11 protein-coding genes are annotated in these 20,830 nt (G+C 36.5%); 7 read left to right on the top strand and 4 right to left on the bottom strand.

What is annotated here, in order from left to right; all coding sequences use genetic code 11:
* Positions 1-26 precede the first annotated feature (26 nt).
* Together K0U91_RS11435 and K0U91_RS11440 are read left to right on the top strand one after the other, a co-directional pair.
* Entirely contained in the window at positions 27-1,106 is a 1,080-nt protein-coding gene (locus tag K0U91_RS11435; protein ID WP_220179718.1) for a prolyl-tRNA synthetase, read from the top strand.
* A 53-nt stretch (positions 1,107-1,159) separates the two neighbouring features.
* Positions 1,160-2,566 (top strand): OmpP1/FadL family transporter, encoded by a 1,407-nt coding sequence (locus tag K0U91_RS11440; protein ID WP_258561869.1) that lies wholly within the window; start codon positions 1,160-1,162, stop codon positions 2,564-2,566.
* 121 nt (positions 2,567-2,687) lie between these two features.
* On the opposite strand, the gene K0U91_RS11445 is transcribed toward K0U91_RS11440, so the two are convergent.
* Together K0U91_RS11445 and K0U91_RS11450 are read right to left on the bottom strand one after the other, a co-directional pair.
* Positions 2,688-3,407 (bottom strand): ZIP family metal transporter, encoded by a 720-nt coding sequence (locus tag K0U91_RS11445; RefSeq protein WP_220179720.1) that lies wholly within the window; start codon positions 3,405-3,407, stop codon positions 2,688-2,690.
* 269 nt (positions 3,408-3,676) lie between these two features.
* Positions 3,677-4,405, bottom strand: coding sequence for a class I SAM-dependent methyltransferase (locus tag K0U91_RS11450; protein WP_220179721.1), 729 nt, complete (start codon positions 4,403-4,405; stop codon positions 3,677-3,679).
* Between the two features lie 122 nt (positions 4,406-4,527).
* On the opposite strand from K0U91_RS11450, the gene K0U91_RS11455 reads away from it, so the two are divergent.
* From K0U91_RS11455 to K0U91_RS11465, 3 genes are read left to right on the top strand one after another with little or no spacing between them, the layout of a single operon-like run.
* The gene (locus tag K0U91_RS11455) at positions 4,528-5,697 is read left to right on the top strand and encodes a THUMP domain-containing class I SAM-dependent RNA methyltransferase (protein WP_220179722.1); all 1,170 of its coding nucleotides are present in this window, start codon (positions 4,528-4,530) and stop codon (positions 5,695-5,697) included.
* Positions 5,698-5,699: 2 nt separating this feature from the next.
* Entirely contained in the window at positions 5,700-6,101 is a 402-nt protein-coding gene (locus tag K0U91_RS11460) for a branched-chain amino acid ABC transporter substrate-binding protein (protein ID WP_220179723.1), read from the top strand.
* Between the two features lie 10 nt (positions 6,102-6,111).
* Positions 6,112-7,116 carry a glycosyltransferase gene (locus K0U91_RS11465; RefSeq protein ID WP_220179724.1) on the top strand — a complete coding sequence of 335 codons (1,005 nt, stop codon included), beginning with the start codon at positions 6,112-6,114 and terminating at the stop codon, positions 7,114-7,116.
* 156 nt (positions 7,117-7,272) lie between these two features.
* Here K0U91_RS11465 and K0U91_RS11470 read toward each other — a convergent pair whose 3' ends face one another.
* Both K0U91_RS11470 and K0U91_RS11475 read right to left on the bottom strand, forming a co-directional pair.
* Positions 7,273-8,298, bottom strand: a complete 1,026-nt coding sequence (locus tag K0U91_RS11470) for a bestrophin family protein (RefSeq protein WP_219969525.1) — start codon at positions 8,296-8,298, stop codon at positions 7,273-7,275.
* A gap of 76 nt (positions 8,299-8,374) precedes the next feature.
* Positions 8,375-10,447 (bottom strand): alpha-ketoacid dehydrogenase subunit alpha/beta, encoded by a 2,073-nt coding sequence (locus K0U91_RS11475; RefSeq protein WP_220179725.1) that lies wholly within the window; start codon positions 10,445-10,447, stop codon positions 8,375-8,377.
* Positions 10,448-10,650: 203 nt separating this feature from the next.
* Here K0U91_RS11475 and dnaE point away from each other — a divergent pair, with 203 nt between their 5' ends.
* Positions 10,651-15,318, top strand: a complete 4,668-nt coding sequence (gene dnaE / locus K0U91_RS11480) for a DNA polymerase III subunit alpha (RefSeq protein ID WP_220179726.1) — start codon at positions 10,651-10,653, stop codon at positions 15,316-15,318.
* Between the two features lie 302 nt (positions 15,319-15,620).
* Positions 15,621-20,774, top strand: a complete 5,154-nt coding sequence (locus K0U91_RS11485; protein ID WP_220179727.1) for a T9SS type A sorting domain-containing protein — start codon at positions 15,621-15,623, stop codon at positions 20,772-20,774.
* The last annotated feature ends 56 nt before the right edge of the window (positions 20,775-20,830 follow it).

Consider the following 20,830-nt stretch of genomic DNA (forward strand, 5'->3'; position numbering starts at 1 on the left):
TTTAAATTAAAAATTTTTACATTATCATGAAAAGAAATATATATAAAAATTTACTTGGGATACTAAAATCTAAAGGGGTTTTAGCGGTTTCAAGTGGTTTATTGTTAATGTCTTGCGGTGCTCAGGTTGGCGGTTACAGTGAGACAGACGGAGTATATTATGATCCGAATAAAGATACACTTCCGGAAGGAGTAATCATCAATGGTGATCAGGGAAACAGAGTAGGTGAAAATTATGAATATTACCCTGAATCTAGCATTGTTGAAAATGCTCAAATCAATTCGTCGGAATATGATAATAGATACAACTCTTGGAGCGAGGCAGACTATAATGGTAATGCTACAGATTCTGATTGGGGTAGTTTTGCAGGAAGTCAAACCAATATCTATGACAATTCATGGGGATGGGGTTCACCTTGGGGATGGTATGGAGGTTATAGCCCTTATTGGGGAATAGGATCCGGCTGGGGCATAGGAATGTCATTCGGCTGGGGAAGTTCTTGGGGATGGGGCGGATATAACCCCTATTGGAACATGGGATGGAACTCACCTTATTGGGGATTGTATAATCCTTACTGGGGCGGATATTACGGATATGGAAACTGGGGTTATGGTGGTGCCGGATATTGGGGAGGAAACTATTATGTGCCGACTTACAGAAGAAGCGGGGCGAATGGAGGAGGATTCAGAAATACGCCGACAATTTCAGGTAAATATAATGGAAACAGTTCTGGATTCAGAAATGGAAATAGTACTTCCGGGATGAGAAATAGCCAAGGATTCAGAAATAACAATGGCGGTTTCAGACAAGGATCTTCTAACGGAGGATTTAGACAGGGAACTACAAATGGAGGTTTCAGAAATCAGTCCGGTATGAGAAATTCTAATGGTCAGCAGAGACCAAATTACAATTACAGACCACAGCAAACAAGACCAAATTATAACCAACAACAATCTCAACCAAGATCTAACGATAACGGAGGTTTCAGATCAGGTGGTTTTAATTCCGGAAGCAGCGGAGGCGGATTCAGATCAGGCGGTTCTTCTGGCGGTGGCGGAATGAGATCAGGCGGCGGAGGCGGCGGTTTCCGATCAGGTGGTAGATAATTTAAAAACTCAATAACGATCAATAAACAATGTTAAAAAAATCTTTAGTCATAATGAGTATTTCTGCAGCATTTTTTGTGCAGGCTCAAGATATTTCGGTGATCAGAAATTCAGTTGATGTGTATTCAAATGCACCGATGATAGGTTCTTCCAAATTTAATGCAATGGCAGGTTCAAATGGTGCGTTAGGTGGTGACGGAACCTCTCTGATGACCAACCCAGCCGGTATCGGCGTTGCCATTGCGGGTGATATCTCAGGAACTTTATCTGTTATAAATAATAAAAATACGGCTTCATTAGCCGGTTCTTCAATTGACTATAATATTAATAAAGCTAATATTGGCAATGTAAATGGTGTTGCTACCTTTCAATTGATGACAGAAAGCCCGTGGAAGTTCATCAATGTGGCTGCCAACATTTCTACGACATCCATCGAAAATTATATAGAATCACCTGGAAACTCAGATATTTCTATTGCAAAAAATCTTGTAGATCAAGACGGTAACAATGTAGTAGGAAACCTTTCTTATTTGGGTCATGCTTACAATAGATATGGTACACAAACTCAATTCAATATTGGTGTGGGGGCAAACTATAACAATGCTGTATATTTCGGAGCGAGCATCAATATGCATGGCGTAGATATGGAACAGTATGACAGTGCAATTTTGGGATTGGATTTAGACAACTCTGTCACTACCTTTGATAAGCAATACACACCTTATTCTGAAAAATCAAGCGGTTTTTCCGGAAGTTTAGGGGTAATTGGTAAAGTGAGCAATCAATTAAGATTAGGTGCATCAATCGAAACTCCGACATGGTGGACCATTGATAGAGCATACAGAGATTATTATGATGGTGGAGACGGAATTTATTACGACAATTTTGTAGAAGACCGTACATTCAGATCTCCTATGAAAGCTACTTTAAGTGGAGCTTTTGTTCCCAATAAGAATTTTGCAATCAACGTAGATTACACTTTAGGTTTAACGAAGCCAAGATATAAAGTGCAAGGTCCAGCTGAATCAGAACTCAATGCGGTCTTCAATGATAATTATAAAAACTTATCTGAAATTAAAGTTGGTGCAGAATATAGAATCAAAGCCTTACGTTTAAGAGGAGGGTATTCGTATGCATCAAGTCCGTTTGATAGCACTACGATTAGTTCATTTTCTAATACAGGAACTGTTTCTGATAACAACTACAGCAATTTTATCTTAGGTGATAGAAATACAATCGGTGCAGGTATCGGATATGACTTTGGTAAATTTTATATCGATGCAGCATATCAAAACATCACTTCAGAATACAAAAATCCGTTTTTGGCAGGATATGAATTTGATAATTACAATACGGGATATTACTCAGGAGATTTTGATGTAACAACTCCATCTTCAGTAGTTTCAGATGTGAAAAATGTAAGAAACAATTTCTTCCTTACATTAGGTTGGAAATTCTAATCAGAAATTTTTTATTTAAACATACAGAAAGGCTTCGAAGTAATTCGAAGCCTTTCTTTTTATGATTTAATCAGTAAACTTTAAATTTATATTAAATGGTACTACCAAAAGTAATAATTAATTAATGATGATGACCTTCCGAATGTACGTGAAATAAGTGTATAACTAAAGCTAGGGAAACTCCCAAAATTACCATACCGATTTTTGACCAGTTGATATTGTGATTTTTGTTGCTTTCAAAGATGATGACTGATGAAATATGAAGAAAAATACCACCAACAATCGCCAGAAAATACGGCTGCCATTCAGGATTGAAATAATTTCCGAGGAGCATGCCCATAGGTGAAGCTAAAGCAAATAAAGCAACGATTAATAACGAAGGATAAGAAGCTTTTGCACCTGACCTATTAAACAAAAACGCCCCTAATATAAACGAAATTGGAAGATTGTGAAATAAAATTCCTAATAAGTAAGGTGAAAGCGGATCGGTCGCATTTGCCAAAGGAATTCCCTCGATAAATGCATGGATAAATAGCCCGACCATCAAAGCGGCAGGTAAGATATTGCTGCTGTCGTTATGATGATGAAAATGCCCGTGTTCAAAACCTTTTGTAAGAGCCTCTAGAATCATCTGAAGCAACACGCCGCCAATGACAAAAATTCCCAGATTTTCACTTACATCAGAAGTATAGACCTGTGGGAAAACTTCATTTAAGCAGATAGTTATCAAAAAACCGGCGCTTAAAATCAATAGATTTTTTGCAAACTGTTCTTTTTTGCCAAAAAGTTTTCCGAGAAAAACACCAGCAACTACACTTAATATTAATAGGATGAAAATCATTTTAAATAAAAGTTAATAGTAAACAAATTATAACAACTAAGAAATTTATAATTGTTAGTCCTAAATGAATTTTATAGCTGTATTTATCTTTGAAAAGTTTTTTCAAAAAAATTAAAATTACTCCAATAATTGACAATATTGTAGAAACGACAAACGGAAGTGGAGGTGTATGACTGCTACCAAATCCAAATTTCCATCCAAAATAAATTGAAAACAATGTTAAAACTAAATAAATACTGTTGAAAACCATTATAAAAAAGTCTTAATTTTCAATTATTCTTCTTAAATAAATTGATGCAACGAGGCGAAATTTCTTTCTCAAAATCATTCAGCTGATAATCTCCCCAGATTTTTATCCTTTCAAAGCCGCATTCTGAAGCGTAGTTTTCAATCACTTCTAAAGTGTGGAGCTTTACTTTTTCAAAAAAGTGTTTTGCCTCACCGTTGATCTCAAAGCGGATATCTTTAATAATATGTCTGCCTTCTATTTTTTTTGAAATGTGAAAATTGATTCCTTCTCTCTGAACAGTGCTTTCGGGAACTAAATTTTTTCTTACATATTCTTCATTCAGATAGTCCAGAACAAAATAACCATTTGGTTTTAAAGCATCATAAACTGATTTAAAAACATTTCTGTCATCCGTTTCATTATCAAAATAACCAAAACTGGTAAAAAGATTGAAAACAGCATCTACTGGTTCAGAGTCAATAGCATTTCTTATATCATGTACTTTAAAAGTAAGGCTTTCATTTTCAAACTGCTTATCAAATTCAATACTTTGCTGAGAAAGATCCAAACCAAGCACATCATAGCCCAATTTATTTAAAAAAACCGAGTGTCTTCCTTTTCCGCACGCAAGGTCAATTATTTTTGAAGATTGAGGCAGTTGAAGCTCCTGAGTGAGCTTTGTAATGAAGTTTTCTGCTTCCGTATAATCTCTGTTATTATAAAGCAAATGATAATAAGGTGTATCAAACCAAGATTCAAACCATTCCATGCTGCAAAAATAAGATTTTTGAATGATGTTTGATGCTGGACGATAGATGTTTTTTTAGGATACGATCAAAGCTTCCTCCATCAATCATCTACCATCCAGTCAAAAATGTTTATTTTTGCAAAATGGATACAGAAAATATTAAAATTCAGATAAAAACATTTTTCGGGTTAGAAACCGTTTTAGGTGAAGAAATAAAAAAGCTGGGCGGAAGAAACGTTGAGCTAAAAAATCGAGCAGTCAATTGTGAAGGCGATCTGGGTTTTCTTTATAAAATTAACTATTCTGCAAGAACAGCTTTGAAAATTTTAGTTCCGATTGATGAGTTTAAAGCATACAACGAAACAAAATATTACGACAGGTTATTCAAATTTGAATGGGATGAATTTATGGATGTTGACCAGACTTTTGCCATCGATTCTACGGTAAATTCCGAAAGATTCAGTCATTCTCAATTCATGACTTTCAAAATGAAAGACGCTATTGTAGATTATTTCCAGAATAAATATGGGAAAAGACCAAATATTGAAACGAAATCTCCGGATATTAAATTCCACCTTCACATCGACAGAGAACTGGTGACAATTTCTTTGGATTCTTCGGGTGATGCTTTATTTAAAAGAGGTTACAGAAGAGAGCAGGGTGAAGCGCCTATCAATGAAGTTTTGGCAAGTGGAATGCTTCAACTAGCCGGTTGGGATGGAAAAGGAAATTTCCTTGATCCGATGTGCGGTTCCGGAACACTTTTGATTGAAGCAGCGATGATTGCCATGGATTTGCCGGCACAGCTCTACAGAAAAAGATTTGCCTTCCAAAACTGGAAAAATTACGATGCAGATCTGTTTGCGACGATAAAGCAACATCGTGTAGACAGAATCAGAGAATTTCACGGAAAAATCGTTGGATATGATATCGATGGCAGAATGCTTGATGCTGCACGAACCAATGTAGAATCTGCCGAAATGGAAGAAGTAATCGAAGTAAGAAGAGAAGATTTTTTTAACACCAAGAAAGATATGTTTCCTTTGTTAATGGTTTTCAACCCGCCTTATGATGAGCGAATTTCTATCAATGATGACGATTTTTACAAGAAAATAGGGGATACATTTAAAACAAATTATCCAAATACTTTAGCTTGGCTTATTTCATCAGACCTTGATGCTCCAAAGAAAATCGGATTGCGGCCTTCAAGAAAAATCAAGCTCTTCAACGGAAAACTGGAAACCCGATTTTTGCAGTATGAAATGTATGAAGGAACGAAAAAGCTGCATAAACTGGATAATAAAGAAGATTAAATATGCCTTTTGATTTTTTTGATGGTTTAGGAATAATTGGTGATCTTGTAGACTTTTTAGGAAGTTCTTCAGATTCAACATCATTTTATGAAAAAGATAAGCCAAAGAAGAAGGTAAAATATTATGTAGAATGGTGGAGTGGAAGTTTACTTTTAATATCTTCCATTCTATTTTTTTTAGTTTTTAAAGATCCGCTACCGATAGAAAATTTTTTACAAACTTTGCTTGTTTGTATTTTAATTGGTTGTGTTATTTCTTTTGTTATATTTTTTGCACTGTATCATTTAGGATTATATTACTTTAAAAGTCTATTTAAATTGCTATTACTTAGCTGTTCAGTAATTGTATTTTCTGTTGCGGTAATCTTATGTGTTTATTATAGGTCTAATTTATTTTTTACTTAAATCTTTCAATTTGAATCCAACAATTTCCATCGTCGTTGCCATTTTTAACCGAAAAGACGAGCTTTTTGAGCTTTTGAATTCGCTGACTTTTCAGACAGATAAAGCGTTTGAAATCATTATTGTTGATGACGGTTCTCTTATCGATCTGAAGCCAACAATTCAAAATTTTGACGGGATTTTAGATATTAAATATTTTAGAAAAGACAACTCAGGGCCAGGTTTGTCAAGAAATTACGCTTCAAAAAGAGCCTCTAACGAATGGCTTGTTTTCGTAGACAGCGACGTGATTGTAGAGAAAGATTATATTCAAAATATTAAAAAAGACCTACTTACAATTCCGTGTGATGCTTTTGGTGGCGCCGATAAAGCGCACAGAGGTTTTAATCTGATGCAGAAAGCAATTTCATATTCGATGACTTCCGTTTTTACAACCGGCGGAATAAGAGGGAATAAGAAAGCAGTTTCAAAATTTCAGCCCAGAAGTTTCAACATGGGGGTGAAGAAAGGCGTCTTTGAAAAAGTTGGCGGTTTTTCTGAAATGAGAATTGGTGAAGATCCGGATTTATCGATGACACTATGGGAAAACGGTTTTACGACTGCATTTTTCGATGATATTGCGGTTTATCACAAACGACGTGTAGATTTCGGAAAGTTTTCAAAGCAGGTATATCAGTTCGGTTGTGCAAGACCTATTTTGAATCAGAGACATCCGAAATATGTGAAAATCTCTTTTGCATTTCCTACTTTGTTTCTTTTAGGATATATTTTGGGATTTATAGAATATTTCATTCTAGGAAGAGGGATTATTCTTGCATTTTATGGTCTGTATACATTTATGGTTTTAATTCATGCGATGATCGTTACCAGGAATGTTGCAATCGCAGGAATGGCAGTTATTTCTACTTATATTCAGATGTTTTCTTACGGCTATGGTTTTCTCAAATCCTGGATGTTACTGAATGTTTTCAGGATGAAACCGGAAGATGCTTTTCCGAAACATTTTCATAAAAATTAATATTTTAAACCATTAAGAAATCATTTAAGAAGTTTAAAATATTAAGTTAGCTTCGCTTTAAGCTGACAATCATAATGATTCAACTTAACTAAATCTTTAAATTTAAACATAAAAAATGCTGTCGAAATTTCAACAGCATTTTTTTATATTATTTAATTAAACTAAAACTCCATTTTTAGAGGCAATCGGTTCCGGAAGATCATCATGCTCACCAATCATTTGAAGAAGGTCAATTTCAATTGTTCTGCAAATTGACAGCATTGGGATGTCAAACATCAGTCCGCCAAAAGGATTTTCAGAATAATCGCCGACGAGTTCCATGATGATATAAATCCAGCCAACAATCACACAAAATGGAATACAGGTCCATATTCCCCAATCGCCTAATTTGCTGAATTCACTTACCAAACCTAAAGGTAAAAGAATAATGAAAATGACGATAAAGATAAATCCTGAGTTGGCAAACTGTCTTGGCGAAGGGAATTTTTTGATCCTTTCTGCCTGTCCCTGATAATCGTAAAAATCATTCAGACAATTCTGGAGCTGCATCTGATCAAAGTCGGTAATGACTTTTTTATTCTTTAAGTAATTCAAATCTTTCGCCTGTTTTGAATTGAGGTAAGTTGCAAAGTTTTTATAATCTTCCTGAAGTTGCAACTCTTCTTCAGTGAGATACTTTTGCTGAAAAAGATGGGTCCTTACGTAATCAGGAAAACCCGCCTTTATCTGACGGTTTCTTTTGGTGTTGATCTCTCCGAAATGTCTCTCAAGACTTATATGTTCCCATTCGGTCGGGATCAAAAGCTGCTCTCTCAAAGTATACAACCACGCGATATGACGGTAAATGAGCTGTTTTTTAAAGTCTTTTATATAATGCATTTCCCCTTTTTCTGTATCGAAAGCATAGAGCATAGAAGTAAATGATCTGCTGGAGTTTACGATGGCTCCCCAGATTTTTCTTGCTTCCCAAAGCCGGTCATAGGCCTGATTGCTTTTGAAACCTACAAAAAATGCAACAGCTGTACCTACCAACGTCAACGGAACTAACGGAATCGTCATCCACTGCCATTGAAAAAAATAATAAATGGCGGCTACGAATGTGCTCCATGCGGTAAGCCACACCAGATGCAGTCCTGCGAGATTAGCAATTTGTTTGTAATTAAAATATTTTGTTGTAATCATTTTAATGAATTGATAAATCCAAGTTAACAAAAACTGTACAAAAAAACCTCTAAAATATTTTAGAGGTTTTTAAATTTTAATATTTCAACATTTCGTCGATTTTCTTCGAGAGCTTTTCGGCGTTAGGAAGCATTTCTTTTTCTAAAATTAAATTGATTGGAACTGCGGGTGTATCAAGCGATCCCATTGTTTCTACCGGAGCATCCAGATATTTGAAGCAGTTGTTAGAAATACGGTGTGCAAAAGCTTCTGCAAATGAATTATTTAATTGTTCTTCAGTCAGAACGATACATTTTCCATGTGCTTTTACTCTTTCAAAAACCAATTCTTCATCCAAAGGGATGATGGTTCTCAAATCAATCACTTCTACTTTACCACCGAAGTTTTTTACAGCTTCTTTTGCCCAGTAAACACCCATTCCATAAGTTATTACTACAACTGTATTTCCTTTTTTAATTTCATTCTCATCAGCTTCGATAATAATTTTTCCTTTTCCGAAAGGTAAAATATAATCTTCTGCAGGTTCTATGGTTTTTGCATCTTCAGTTCCCGGAACTTTACTCCAGTACAAACCTTTATGTTCCAACATAACAACAGGATTCGGGTCGTAATATGCTGCTTTTAACAAACCTTTAAAATCGGCTGCGTTGCTCGGATAAGCAATTTTAATTCCTTTAATATTAGCTAAAATACTTTCAACACTTCCACTATGGTACGGTCCTCCGCCGCCATAAGCTCCGATCGGAACTCTGATGATATTGCTTACAGGAAATTTCCCGTTGCTTAAATAATTTGATTTGGAAATCTCTGTGATCAATTGGTTGATTCCCGGATAAATATAATCGGCAAACTGAACTTCTACTATCGGTTTTAGACCAACTGCGCTCATTCCGGTCGTAGAACCAATGATATAAGCTTCCTGAATTGCGGTATTAAAAACTCTCTTACTTCCGAATTTTTTACCTAAAGTCACCGTCTCACGGAAAACTCCGCCAATTCTTTCGCCAACATCTTGTCCGTACAATAAAGCTTCCGGATGTTTCCACATAATCTCTTGGATGGCATGAATAGCTGCATCAACCATTACTATTTTTTCTCCGCCTTCAGGTTCACGCGTTCCCAATTCTTCTGTAATCGGAGTTGGAGCAAAAATATGCTGCATTACAGTTTCAGGCTTTGGATCTTCCGCTTTTTGAGCTCTGTCGAAAGCTTCTTCAGCTTCTAATCTTGCCTTTTTAGTAATTTGCTTTAATAATTCTTCATCAGTTCCAGATTCCAGCAATTGATTTCTCAAGATTTCTCCCGGATCTTTTGCTCTGTGTTTGCTTAAATCTTCCTCATCTCTGTAAAATTCTCTTCTCACTCCTGAAGTATGATGGCCGATCAAAACTGTTTTTGCGCAGACAACCAAAGGTTTTCTCTCGGTTCTCACAAAATCAACAGCTTTTTTCATTACCTCAAAACTTTCGACGAAATCGGTTCCGTTTACTCTCATTCTTCCCAGACCTACAAAACCTGCAACAAAATCATAAGCATCACAAGTTCTCGCTTCATCTTTAGTTACTGAAATTCCCCATTCATTATCCTGAACCAGGAAAATAATCGGAAGCTGATGCAGAGCTGCAAATTGCAATGCTTCACTTACTTCACCTTCAGTTACTGAATTGTCTCCCAAACTGCATATGACAACAGGATTGTTTTCAAAATGCTCCAGATTAAAATCCTGAATATATTTAATTCCCTGAGCAACACCCGTTGTAGGGATTGTCTGCATTCCGGTTGCTGAACTTTGGTGAATAATCTTCGGCATATTTTCATTTCTGCTCGAAGGGTGAGAATAATACGATCTTCCACCAGAAAAAGGATCATCAGCTTTTGCCAGCAGCTGAAGCATCAGTTGATAGGGCTCAAAACCAATTCCCAGCAAAATACTTTCATCCCTGTAGTACGGTGATACCCAGTCTTCTTTTTTCAGCTGATAAGCCGTTGCCAACTGAATCGCCTCATGCCCTCGCGAAGTACTGTGTACATATTTGCAAACATTTCTGTTCTCTTCATAAATGTCTGCCATTGCTTTGGCAAGCATCATGTGATTATAAGCCTTAAGTAAAATATCCTGAGAAACTTTTTCGTGAAGTGTATTTTCCATAGAAAGCAAAGATAATCATATTTTAGATTTTTAAAAACAAATGCCTAACAATTGATAGGGTATAATGTCTTTTAATTTTAATGAAGCCTTACCATTAAAATGTTTACTGTTTCAATTGATTTTGGGAGCGTAAAAATTGCTAAAAACAGCAAAAATTACACTAACTTTACATTATTTTTTTAAATAAAAGTCAGACAATATTTATGTATTTAGTTTTTGACACAGAAACCACAGGTTTACCAAAAAATTTCAACGCTCCGCTTTCAGATTCAGACAACTGGCCAAGAATGGTTCAGATAGCTTGGCAATTGCATGATGATGATGGTAATTTGCTTGAAAACCAGGATTATATAATTAAACCGGAAGGTTATGATATACCATTTAACGCAGCAAGAATTCATGGAATTACAACCAAAATTGCGAATGATGAAGGTAGAGATCTTGAAGAGATTTTAAAAGAATTTGCTGAAGTTTTAGAAAGAGTAAGAGTTGTTTCCGGGCACAATGTTGAGTTTGATTACAACATTGTGGGAGCCGAATTTTTCAGAAAAAATATTAAAGATAATCTTCAGGAAAAACCAAAAGCCGATACGATGATTCTGGGAACAGATTATTGTCAGCTCGGAGGCGGAAGAGGCGGGAAATACAAATCGCCAAAACTCGAAGAATTGTACGAAAAATTATACGGTCATAAGTTTGATGAAGCGCACAATGCTGCAGCTGATGTAAATGCAACGGCTCAGGTTTTCTTTGAAATGATGCGTATTGGGATCATTCCTGCTGAGATTTTGAAAACTTCTGAAGATCAGCTGGCCTATTTCAAGACACTGCATCCGAATCCTATAAAACCTTTTGGGATCATTATCAGAAGGCAGGTTGCAGATTTTAACAATAAGAAAAAACAATCTGATGTTGGGAGCATTGATGATATTGATTTAGGAAAATATTTCAATTTCGATAATAAAAGTGTTTTTTCAACGCTGACAGCGACTTCGAGCATTTCAGATTTAATTAAAAAAGCTACAGAAGACAATTTTCCTGCAGTCGGAATGGTTGATTTGGGAAATATGATGGGAGCTTTTAAATTCGTTTCAGCTGTAGAATCTACCAACTCGGATCGCTCTAAAAAGCATAAAGAATTTTTAACCAAAAAACAGGAAGCAGAAGAAAACGGAACTGAATTTAATGAAGCTGAACCAATTTCCGAACCGTTGATTCCCGTTGTAGGATGTGAATTTTTCATTTCAGACCGTTATGAGCAGAAACAGTTTACCAAAGACGATCCCGACAGAAGAGCACAGGTTGTTTTGTTGGCGAAAGATTTTAACGGCTATAAAAATTTAGCCAAACTTTCAAGTATTGGATTTTTAAAAGGTTTCTATTTCGGAGTTCCGAGGATTAGCCGGGAATTAATTTCTGAATATAAAGAAGGATTGATTGCTCTGACTTCGGGAATCAACGGAGATATTCCGGATGCGATTTTAAATACAGGTGAGCAAAAAGGAGAGGAGCTTTTCAAATGGTGGAAAGATACTTTTGAAGATGATTTTTATGTTCAGATTCAAAACCATAAACTGCCTGAAGAGGAACACCTGAATGATGTTCTCTTACATTTTGCAGACAAATATAACGTTAAAATTTTAGCGCAAAATCAAACCTATTATACCAATAAAGACGATTCTAATATTCAGGATATTGTAAGTTGTATCAAAGATGGCGAAAAGCTGACAACGCCTGTTGGAAAAGGTTTTGGGAAGCGAAGAGGTTTGGCAACAGGAGAATATTACATTAAAAATGCTCATGAAATTAAGGAAACCTTTTTAGCATATCCCGATGCGTTTGATGCATATGATGAACTTTTTGCAAAATTCAGTCCCTATACTTTAAAAAGGGATGTATTGCTCCCCAAATTTGATATTCCGGAAGAGTTTCTTCATTTAGAAGATGAAGTTGATGGAGGAAAACGTGGCGAAATGGCGTATTTGACACATTTGACCTACGAAGGAGCGAAAAAAAGATATGCTGAGACAGGAATTACTACTGAAATTAAAGAACGTCTGGATTTTGAGCTAGAAGTTGTTGCCAACACAGGATATCCGGGATATTTCCTGATCGTACAGGATTTTTGTAACGAAGCCCGGAATATGGGAGTTTGGGTTGGTCCCGGTCGAGGATCTGCTGCAGGATCTGCAGTTGCTTATTGCACAGGAATTACCAATGTTGACCCTATTAAATATGATTTACTATTTGAAAGATTCTTGAATCCTGAAAGAGTTTCGATGCCCGATATAGATATCGATTTTGATGACGAAGGACGGGATAAAATCATCAAATGGGTCGTTGAAAAGTACGGTAAAAACCAGGTAGCACAGATTATAACCTATTCGGTTTTGGGAGGGAAGTCAGCGATTAAAGATGCCGGAAGAGTTTTGGATTTACCGATTCCTGATACAAATAATATTGCCAAACTCATTCCGCCAAGTCCGGGAATGAACATTGCTAAAGCACTGGCAAAATATGATAAGCTGAGACCTGAAGACCAGATGCTGGTTGATGAAATGAGGTTTATTTTAGATAATTCTGATGATCCTCGATTTGATGTGCTTGTGAGTGCAAAAAAAATGGAAGGTTGCATCAGAAATACCGGGATTCATGCATGTGGAGTCATCATTACACCTGAAGATGTAAGTAATCTTGTTCCGGTAACGATTGCTGCAAAAGATGCTGATATTTTGGTTTCTCAGTTCGACAACTCTGTGGCGGAAAGTGCAGGTCTTTTGAAGATGGACTTTTTGGGTCTACGTACACTGACCATTATTAAAGATGCTTTAAAATTAATTAAGCAAAGGCACAATATAGATATTGATCCGGATACAATTCCTCTGGATGACACCAAAACTTATCAGTTATTTAAAGAAGGAAGAACGATTGGGATTTTCCAGTACGAAAGCCCGGGAATGCAGAAGTACATGCGAGAGTTGAAGCCAACGGTATTTGCAGATTTAATTGCCATGAATGCCTTGTACAGACCGGGACCTATTAAATATATTCCAAATTTTATCAACAGAAAACACGGAATTGAGGAAATCGTTTATGATTTACCTGAAACGGAAGAATATCTAAAAGAGACTTACGGAATTACCGTTTACCAGGAACAGGTAATGCTTCTGTCTCAAAAATTAGCCAATTTTACGAAAGGTGAAGCCGATACTTTGAGAAAAGCGATGGGTAAAAAAGACCGGCCGACATTGGATAAGATGTTTCCGAAATTCTTGAATGGCGGAAAAGAAAATAATCTAGATGAAGTTAAACTAAACAAAATATGGAAGGATTGGGAAGCGTTTGCAGAATATGCCTTTAACAAATCTCACTCTACCTGTTATGCATTAATAGCTTATCAGACAGCCTATTTAAAAGCAAATTATCCTGCAGAATATATGGCAAGTGTGATGAGCAATAACATCAATAACACCGATTCAATCACCATGTTTATGGAAGATTGTAAAAGTATCGGCGTTGATGTTCTGGGACCCGACGTCAATGAATCTCATTATAAATTTTCAGTAAACGAAAAGGGACAGATCCGTTTTGGTTTGGGTGCCATTAAAGGAATTGGCGAGGGCCCGAGTGAAGGAATTACGAAAGAAAGAATAAACGGACGATTTAAAAACATTTATGATTTTTTTGAAAGAATTCCGCCTTCGCAAATGAATAAAAGGGTAGCTGAAAGTCTGGTACTTGCAGGTGCTTTTGATGAATTCAGCATGTATCACAGAGGCCAATATTTTGACATTGATATGGCAGGAAGAACCAATCTGGAACGCCTGATCAGGTACGGACAAAGCTTTCAGGAAAGTAAAAATGAGATGGAAAATTCTCTTTTTGCAGATTTTGCTGATGAAGTTCAGATTGAGCAGCCAAAGTTAGCTCCCTGCCCGGAATGGCCAAATATGCATAAACTGAACAAAGAAAAAGAAATCATTGGCTTTTATCTTTCTGCGCATCCTTTAGATGAATTCAAATATCATTACCAGTTTATGCAGGGTAAGCTTTCGAAAAAAGCAGTTCTTGAGAAAGAAGAAGAGGTAAAAGTGGTAATTGATGACGTTCCGATTCTAGAAGTTGATGATAAAGACGATACTGTAGATATTACGGAAATTATTTCTGATGATGTTATCATCGGAGAAGAAGAGATGATAGAAGAAATAGCGAAAAAAGCAGAACCAAGAGGCCATTTTGGATTTTTAAATCTTGATGAGGTAGATGCATACAAAGAACAGGCATTTGCCAATAAGCCACCGGAACTATTTGAAGAAAAAAAGAAAGACTGGAAGACGTTACAAAAAGAAAGAGAAAATGGTGGTAGTGGAAAAGAATATACCGTAGCAGGCTTAATCACTGAATATGTGGTGAAAGATGGGTTTAAAAGTGGTGAAAAAGTGGCATTTTTAACGCTTGAGGATTATTCGGGTTCCTATTCTTTCAGATTGGGTGACCGGGATTATATGCGGCTGAAGGAAAAACTTGAAGTTCAACGTTTTGTAATTTTAAAAATAAAATTTGCGCAGGTAAAAGACGGACGTGTTTTTGTAAACGTTGTAGATGTTATTGAACTTCAGGAAGCTTTTGAAAAATTTGCGAAAAGCATCTCTTTGGTTATGGATATTATGGATTTCCGAAAGGAGGACCTGGAATTTTTCAGAAATATTCTTGACCAGAATAAAGGCGATCAGAAATTTAAAATTTTCATTAAAAACCCGGAAGAAAATTCTTATATTGAATTACAATCAATGAAATATTCTGTTGATCTGAACGGAGATCTGATTAAGGAAATTCAGCTGCTGAATAAATATGAGTTTTATCTCAACTAGATTAAAAATAAACCAATTTAAAGTGACTTCAAGGTCACTTTTTGTTTATAATAATTATAAACTGCAATTTTAATTCTAGAATTCTAATATTGATCAAAATGTATTATTTTGTATTAATATATTGATAATCAATATATTATTTTTTTAAGTTCAGATAAGTTTGATACATATTCAAATGATTGTTTGATATATGTTTAATTATTTTGCGTTTTTATTATAATGTGTATAAAAAATTAAGACAATTTTTGAATTGTATTGCAAATATTTAGTAATTTTACCCCCTAATTTTAATTTAACTAAGTATGAGAAAAACTTATCTTTGGCTCTTATTGCTCTGCTGTTTTGCATCAATGAAAGCACAAACCACGTATTATTCTAAAGCCTCGGCCACGGATTTTACAGCTGTAAGCAGTTGGGGTACTGCTACAGATGGTACAGGCACTTTACCCACGAGCATTAGCAATGCAGACATTTTTGTTGTACAAAATGGTGCTGCAATGACGCTACCATCAAGTGCATCAGTAAGGCAACTCACAATTAACTCTGGAAGCTTAACTGTTGCGGCAAATATGCTTACAGTTAGTATACCGAGTGCAAATAATTCGAATCTTACTATTAATAATGGTGGAACATTAACTATCTCTGGGGGTACTCTGAATGTGAATGGGAGTATTCTTTTTGCTTCAGGAAGTAGTTTTAATCAATCAAGTGGGTCTATAGTTGTAGATGGAAATAGTGGAGCATCTGCTACTAGTGTACCTATTTCAACTGATTTATTTTCATTTGGTACAAGTGCTACAAACTATTCAACAGGAACAATTTCAGTTACAGGAGGTAGCATAACTATCGTTAATCCACATTTTGCGGGTACAGCTACGAGTTCTGGTGGTGCAGCATTTGCATTTAGAGGCAGCACTACTGGAAGAACTTTTGGGCCTGCTCACAATACAACATTCGGTCCTGCAACTCAGGCATCTACTGCTGCCTTCGGGTATTTCGTAGACTGTTATGTAAGTAGTGCACTTTTAATGCTTGGAAATGTAAATATTAATGGAGGTACTGGTTCTTTTGCTGTTCAGACAAATGCTGTTTCTGGTGGTGGTGGACTTAATTGCAGTGGTAATTTAAATATTGCTTCTGGAGCTGAATTACTAGATCTTACCAATGCAGGGCAAGGAGTTTCTGTAGCGGGTAATATTACAAATAATGGTATATTTACTCAGAGCAATACGTCAGGACTTCGATTAGGGTTGATGACAGGAACCACTGGAACCACTCTTGGTGCAACAACTAACGCTCAAACTCTATCAGGGAGTGGGGTTTTTAGAAATTTAGCAGCTTCGCCAACAGCAAATTTTACATCATTAGTGATCAATAATTCAAGTGCTGGAGGTGTTACTTTTGCAAATGCTAACTCATTACTAAGTGGTGCAAATACAGGTACAGTTTCGGGAACATTGACTTTTACAAATGGTATTGTAAATACAGGTTCTAATACTTTTTTACTGGGTATTAGCGGAACTACAGTTGGTACATTAAGTTATACAGCTGGAGGTTTTGGCTCAGGTTCAACATTTAGTAGATGGTTTGGTACAGCAGGTACAGGAACCTCAATTACCGCTGCTGCAAATCCTACACTTGGTGCAGGGTCATATCCTTTTGTTACCGGTGTAGCAGGAGCATACAATGCCAATCATTTTCATAGAGCCACAACAGCATTAACTGCTGCTGGTCAAATGGCTGTAACATTTACAGCGGGTACAGGAACTGTAGCTATTACACCTGTAACTGAAAATTCTTTGACTTTTGATAGACAAACTAATAGCAAATGGGCAGTATCTACATCTGCGGGTTACGCAGCTACAGCTGACCATACTTTTGCAGCTTCAGCACAAGGAGCTTATGCAGCAACTACTGCGAATGCTAGACTATTAATAGGATCAGCATTAGTTGGTACCCATCAAGCAGGTACAAATTTGCCTCTTGGGCAAAGAACTGCAGTTCCTGCAACATCAATAGTTGGAAATTATACACTAGGGGTGATAGGAACAGAACTTCCATTATCAACAATCGCTTCCGGTAAATGGGAAAATGGTGCGATATGGTCAACAGGAGTGGCGCCTACGTGTACTGATATTGTAGCAGTATCTGCTGGACATACAGTTACTTTAGACGCAACAACCGTTTCAGCAAATGCTTCTTCTATCATAAACAATGGTACATTGAATATCACTACGGGATCTACCTTAAATATAGGTTGTACAAATAAAAATAATTATTTGAATAACAACAGTATTCTAAGCGTTTCCGGAACATTAAATGTAAATGGAAATATTAACAATGCTACGAATTCTACATTCAATCAAACAGCAGGATCAATTGTTGTAGATGGGAATTCAGGAACAGTTGCGACATCAGTATTGACTGGGACACCATTGGTTTGGTTTCAGTCTAACAACGTAAATCTTACTGGTGGAAAACTAACCATAGTTGCGGGCCATATTGGTACGGCAACAGCTGATAGAGTAATTACTTATGTACCAACTACAACCCCTTATCCAAATATTACTAATGCACATACCGTACAGTTTGGAGATGGTGTTTCAACAGTTGCAAACAGTACTAAAGGTTTCGAAACTGCATTAGCCACCAGATTTTATTTTGGTAATGTTATTGTTAATTCTTTATCATCTGCAAATGCTTTTGTAGCTTCAAGTTCTACAGCGGTAGTTATAAATGGTAATTTAACAGTTACTGCAGGGGAATATAGAGGAGGAACTACTACCCAAGTTGTTGGTGGAAATATTGTTAACAGTGGTACTTTAACCAATACAGGAACTTTAGTGTTTGGACAAGTTGCCCAAGCTGATATGTCAACTCCTACAGTTACTGCACAAACGACAGCTCAGTCTGTAGGTGGTTCTGGAGTATTCAGGAATTTAACAGCTTCTCCGACAGCTAACTTTACAAGTGTAACGATCAATAATAGTTCTTCAACAGGAGTAACATTTGCAGACGCAAATTCTTTATTAAACGGGACGAATACTGGTACTGTATCAGGAACATTAACATTGACAACAGGATTTGTAAACACAGGAGCGAATGCATTTATATTAGGAATTTCTGCTGCTACTCCAGGTTCATTAAGCTATACTGCTGGTGGATTTAGTACAGGATCTACTTTAACCAGATGGTGGGGAACTGCAACAGGGGGAACTTCTATTGCAGCATCTACTACTACTGCTACAGCATCATCACCAGCAACAGGAGCTTATCCTTTTGCTACAGGAACATCAACAGCTTTTGTTGCAAGAAATCTTTACTTGAACCAAACAACAGCTGCAACTACAGGTGGAAAAATTGCTGTAAAATACAATGATGTAGCAGGAACAAATACTGTGAACATCGTAGACGGAACTTATACTGTAGATACTCAAGCAAAATCTAATTGGGTTGTTTCTCAATCAGGAATTACTGGAACGCCTACATATAATATGGCGATAAACGCACAGAATATCTATCCTTCAGCTACTGGTAACAGTAGAATAACTTTGGCATCAGCGCCCGCTTTGGGAACGCACCAGGCAGGAACAAGTTATGTAAATGCACAGAGAACAGTTGTTCCATTGGCTAATTTAGCTGACACTTATTATCTAGGTATTGCAGCTTCGGATATTCCTTTTGCATCTATAGTAAACGGAAACTGGAATAACGCTGCAACTTGGAATAAAGGTGCTGTACCGTCATGTACTGATTTGGTACAAATTACAGCCGGTACTACGGTTACGGTAAACTCAACAAGCAATGCTTCTAAAAACATCACTATCAATGCGGGTGGAACATTAGTAAATGCTTCGGGAGATTTAACAGTAGGTTGTACATTAAATAACAATTTCCTTACTAACAACGGAACACTGACTGTGTCTGGAGGAGTATTGAATATTAATGGAAATTTAATGAATAATTCAGGATCTACTTTTAACCAAAGTGGTGGTAATATTAATGTTGATGGTAGTGATGGTACAATAGCTAATAGTGTTATTACAGGAACGCCATTAGTGAGAGTTACAGCTACTACTGCATCTAATATTAACCTTACTGGAGGTATTTTAACAATAGTAGACCCTCATGCTGGTACTAGCACAAGTGATTATGCACTAAGTGTAAATGTGCCATCTGGTGGAGCTGTAGCTGGTACTAACCACACAGTTAAATTTGGAGATGGTACCTCTGTTACAGCAGGAGGTAATACAGGTGGCTTTGGTATATATTTATTTCCTGGCTCTGGATATTACAGCTTAGGAAATGTATTGGTAGATGCAGCCACTGCAACCAATCGTTTTGTAAGTACTACTAGCAGTATAGGTATTTTAGGTAATTTGGTGGTTAATCAAGGAGAATATAGATTGGCCTCAGCCACTTACTTAGCAGGTAATATTATTAATAATGGTACGCTATCAAGTACTAGTACATTAAACCTTGCTACTTGGACTAATGCTGCTGCTTCAGCAGCAACTACTGCTCAAACAATTTCAGGAACTGGAATATTTAGAAATTTAACAGCTTCTCCTACAGCTAGTTTAAGTAGTTTTACTGTAAATAATACAAGTTTAGCAGGGGTAACACTCAATGTACCGCTATCCGTAAGTGGAACTTTAACACTTACAGCAGGTAAAGTAAATACAACTACAACTAATTTGTTAACTTTAGGTACAGCAACAGCAGCAGGTACGTTATCAGGAGGTAGTGCTAATGCCTATGTAGTGGGGCCGTTTGCAAGAACGATTGCTTCTGCTAATACGAATACAAGTTATATCCTATATCCTGTAGGTAAAGCAGCTTATGCTCCAATTTCTTTAGCACCAGCAACTACTGCGGTAACTAATATGAAGGCAGAAGCATTCGATACTAACTCGGGAACTGCATCTACTGCTACGATTCAAAATTTATCTACAACAAGAAGATGGGAAGCACCTTTAGTATCTGGTACTTTCACTACAATTAATGTAAGATTAGGAGATAATGCAATTACAAATGTTAATTTCCCGGTAATCGCACCAACTGCAAGTGGAGTATATGATAGTTTATTTGGTACTTCAGGCACTTTTGCTGCCGGTACACCAAATACTACACAATCTACAACTGCATTAGCAACTGCTAGTTACACAGGTTATTTATCTTATGCAGAAATAGCTTCTGCGCTTGGTACAGGCGAAATTATTTCTAATGAAAAAGGAATAAAAGTTTATCCTAATCCATTTGCAGATGTCTTAAATATCTCAGATGTGAAAAATGTAAAATCAGTATCTGTTATTGATATTGCAGGAAGATTAGTGAAAACTATAGAAAAACCAGGTTCAGCTCTTCAATTAGGAGAATTGAAATCTGGGATGTATATAGTGGTCCTGAATATGAATGACGGTTCTAAACAAACAGTAAAAGCAATTAAAAAGTAGATTTTTTAATTTAAATTGAGATAGCGACCTTATGGTCGCTATTTTTTTGACTTTTA

This window comes from Chryseobacterium sp. LJ668 (genome assembly GCF_019613955.1).
Classification (GTDB): Bacteria; Bacteroidota; Bacteroidia; order Flavobacteriales; family Weeksellaceae; genus Chryseobacterium.